Origin of the sequence: Pseudomonas rossensis, from assembly GCF_039888995.1 — a bacterium.
GTDB classification, from domain to species: domain Bacteria; phylum Pseudomonadota; class Gammaproteobacteria; order Pseudomonadales; family Pseudomonadaceae; genus Aquipseudomonas; species Aquipseudomonas rossensis.
Map to the genome: position 1 here is coordinate 1 of NZ_JBBWCB010000263.1, position 3,030 is coordinate 3,030.

A 3,030-nucleotide genomic window follows, 5' to 3' on the forward strand; every position below is an offset into this window, starting at 1 on the left:
TTTCCAATACCTGAGTGACCGTTCGGATGCGGTGGTCAGCCATGGCTTGCAGAACGTCGAGTGGGGCTTGGGTATCGATGAGCAGGGAGGCCGGGATCAGGTCGATTCCGGTGAGGGGCATGTATCTTTCCATAGGTGAAACTCCGAATCAGATTGATGGGGACTGATCCGATCTGCAGGTCGCCAAACCTGGTCGCTTTGTGGGCGACGGGGTGACTATAGATTTTATCGCTTCATGGGGATAGGAGCGATTTCCGAGGTTGCTGTAGGACCGGTATGGAAAGCAGGGGGGATATTGGAGAGCACTTAGGCTCCCCAAAAAAACGCAGCATCGCGGTCGTTCAAGGCAGTCAGCTTTCACCGAAAGTAGTCTTTGGCGAACGGCCGGTATCGACCGAGGCTGTGTAAAAACGTTTTCGAGCGCGACAGGTACTCAAAACCAGACTGGAAATCGCGCTTCTGCGCGAAATCCACATCTGCTGACGTGCCGATAAATTTCAGATTTAACGTAGACGCGCTTACTTCAATTTTGGCGAAGCGTTTTTACACACTCTGGACCCATAGCCGCCCGTCACGGGATGCAGCAATCGGCCAGTAGCAGTCGTTCCCTCGCGTTAGGATTGATACAGAAAGCTGCCATGAGTAGCGATCGAGTCTGTAGATTTAGTGACGTCGGAGCTATAAGGGGCCCCGACGCATTCGGTTCGCTTCGTCGCCCGGGGGTGGAGCAGAGGTAATCGTTCCCTCATCTGAGATGCGACTCAAGCGGTCACTCCGCGCTCGCGGCCCCACCGCATTCGCCACTAAGCCGGCTCTCCTATTACGGCATGGAAATCCTGTACTCGGCGAGCTTGGCCTTGTGCTCCTCCAGCACGTACTTCTTGTTGGCGATCTGTGAGAACTTCATGAAGTCGGCCTTGGCATCGTCCCTGCCTCCCAAATGGTCGTACGCGATCCCGCGCGCATAATAGGCCCAGGCATAGTCCGGCTGGCGCTGAAGGCCGGTGCTGAATGCTTCAGCGGCCTCTCGGTACTGACCCAGGTCTGTCAGCGCGAGGCCCAGATGATAGTAGGTCGGCATGTTGAAGCCGGAACCCTTTCCGGCTTCTCCCATCCCGTTGTCAAGGTTGTACTGCACGAGTTCAAGGGCTTTTTTCGGGTTGCCAGCGTCGCGATACATGGCGCTCAAGTCCAGGTTGGTGCGCGGATCAGGCTTGACCGCCAGTTGCATGGATTTTTCCTTGGCGGCCACGGCTTCGGGAAAGTGCTTGAGGTTGCTGTAGGCGTCGGCCTGCACCGCGTAAATCAAACTTTGCAGCGAGGCGGGCAGCGTATTTTTCTGCAGGCATAGATCACCTTCCTGCAGCACCAGAGGGTAGTTTTCGGCTTTGGACGCCTTAAACTGATTAGCGCAGTGGACAAGGTTGGCTTTTTGCGGGTTCTGCATCCCTGCACAACCTGTGAGGATGACGGAGCAGGCGATCAGTGCGGGCCAGCGAGTATTCATGATAAGCATCCTTGTCAGTCGAGCAGATGAGCGTTGAGGTCAGGGCGATAGACCTGCAACAGCGGCGCGGTCACGGTGCCTTGTAGCGAGCAGAACACGGTGGTGTGTCCCGCGAGCGGCGGTGTCGTGTCGCCCGTGTCGACGATCAGCACGCGGTCTACGAAACCAAACGGCGTGGCGACGCCGGGGCCGGTCAGTTCTTCGGTGCGCCATTGGCCGATCGGGTCACCGACGCGGCGAATTTCGGCGCGGGTAATGGCTTTGCCCTGACTGACAAAGCGTGCGTTGTCAACGATCAGCGGCTTGAGTTTTACGGCCACCTCTTGCGGCAAGCCATCGGCTACGAAACCCCAGAACAGAAAATTGCCGACGTTCTTGATGGTTTCGGCCTGGTTGTAATAGCCGACCATACGCACGCCGTTAACGATCAGGGGCGTTTCGAAGTGTTGGTAAGTGCCACCTTCCTGCAGCGGACTCATGATGGTCGGTGCCTTGACCGAGCCGTAGTCACTCAGGCGCAAGGTTCCTGCTGGCAGGCGGGCATCGCGCAGGCTCTCGAAGAAATGCGCATCGCAACGAGAGAATTCAGTCAGCAGTTGTTCGGGCGTGGTGACGGTCTGGGCTTGGGCAGTGCAGGCGGCGCCGACGGCGAGCAAAGCAACGCCGGAAAAAAGAGAGCGGAACATTAAAATCATCCGTGAAGTGGGAACGAAGGCTGTCGGCTGGTGAGTCGGGAACTTTAGCAATACGGGCCTGCGGGAGAAGGCCAGCTTCTCTTTTTGGCTGAAAGCAGGCATGGATCGAACGTCCGCTTCTGGCCGATTCTGTTGAAAAAGTCGGTCCGCCCAAACGACCTGATCATTGCCTGGTGAAAACGCCTTTTTTGCACGCTGCTACGTGAAATCTGAGTCCCCGATGCCTCTGCCGAGAGTAAAGATTTCAATCTCGGACGCATACTTTTCTGCCGCGGAAACTATGGCCGACTTTTTCAACAGAATCGGCCGAAACCAGTCTGTCGGGATTGCTTGCATTCCGAATTGCGCGGAGCCGATGGGGCAAAAATGGGGCAACTCATACGCCAATCAATGCCAGTTATGCGTTTATGCATGCTCGATGAAAGTGCTGCAAACCCCAGTAAGGGCGGGCGTTTCGTCTCCGTTACCGTTAATACTCGAGCACAATTGGCGTGTGCGGGTGGTGTCCCTCCATACATTTCTGGTTACAGCTGGTGAGTTAAGCTGCCGAGCTTCATAAGACTGTAATTGCTGAAATGCTCGGATCAGCTCGTCTGTGAATAATAGCCCCATGAGCAAGTTCCTTCATCGAGGTTACGGAATGACATTCTCCAGGTGCGTTTTGCAAGGGGAGTAAAGATGTTCTCGAGTAAATATTGGCGAAAGCTGACATCGTCCATACTCTCTAAATCTTCGAAATGGGAGCGCGTTAGCGTCAGCTCCCTAGCGTAGAATTTGCAAACCGCGATCGCACCCGAGACGGACCCTCAATGCAAACCCCCGCCACCC

The 3,030-nt window shown here is 55.7% G+C and carries 2 protein-coding genes; both read right to left on the reverse strand.

All coding sequences use genetic code 11. The annotated features are described in order from the left end of the window. Nucleotides 1–820: 820 nt before the first annotated feature. Nucleotides 821–1,507 carry a tetratricopeptide repeat protein gene (locus WLY71_RS30195; RefSeq protein WP_347806497.1) on the reverse strand — a complete coding sequence of 229 codons (687 nt, stop codon included), beginning with the start codon at nt 1,505–1,507 and terminating at the stop codon, nt 821–823. A 14-nt stretch (nt 1,508–1,521) separates the two neighbouring features. Then, nucleotides 1,522–2,193: a hypothetical protein gene (locus WLY71_RS30200; RefSeq protein ID WP_347806498.1), complete on the reverse strand. Its 672-nt coding sequence runs from the start codon at nt 2,191–2,193 to the stop codon at nt 1,522–1,524. Nucleotides 2,194–3,030 lie beyond the last annotated feature (837 nt).